Here is a 611-nt window from a genome sequence, read left to right as displayed (position 1 = left end):
GTATTAAACAGCCATTCAATAATATATAAATTTGATAACATAAATAAAATATTTGTTTTTGCATAATAGACTGTTGTTAACAAGACATTTCTTGAAATATGGTGCGTCAAAATATGTCGTAAACTTAGCCCTTTACTCTTAGCAAATATACTATAATCTTTCTCTAATTCTTCTCTGAAACGTAATAATAGTAGCTTAATAAATAATAAAGTTGTAGGTATAGAAAGGCATATTATTGGTAACAGGCGAGCCCTTTCCTCTCCAAGTCCTGCAAATTTCACTGGCATAAAACCTGTCTTTTGAAAGATTATTACTACTAAAAGTTGAGATAATAAAATTAATAAAATGTCCGGGATACTTTCAAGTGCGACGAAAATCCCATTCCACATACGTTGCTTTGATTGAGAGCGCTGCAATACCCATACAACGATAAGATACGCAATGAGTAAAGATAGTATAAATGCCGAAATAAATACAAACATTGTCTCTACATAATGAATCCATATTTGTGGAAATAACTTTCTTGAATTCCGAAATCCATACGTAATTTCACCTGGTTGAAGTAACTTCTCTCCAAGAAACACAACTGTGTTCCAAAAACCGATTAAATC

The 611-nt window shown here is 31.6% G+C and carries 1 protein-coding gene; it reads right to left on the bottom strand.

Annotated elements, in window-relative coordinates; translation table 11 throughout:
• Window positions 1-611: ABC transporter permease subunit (locus tag AC1DTM_RS30630; protein ID WP_477001723.1), on the bottom strand; the 611-nt coding region annotated here is incomplete at both ends.

It is taken from the genome of Bacillus sp. P4_D3 (genome assembly GCF_056401855.1).
Note: the sequence above shows the minus strand (reverse complement) of the source record. Positions and strands in the feature narration are given on the sequence as shown.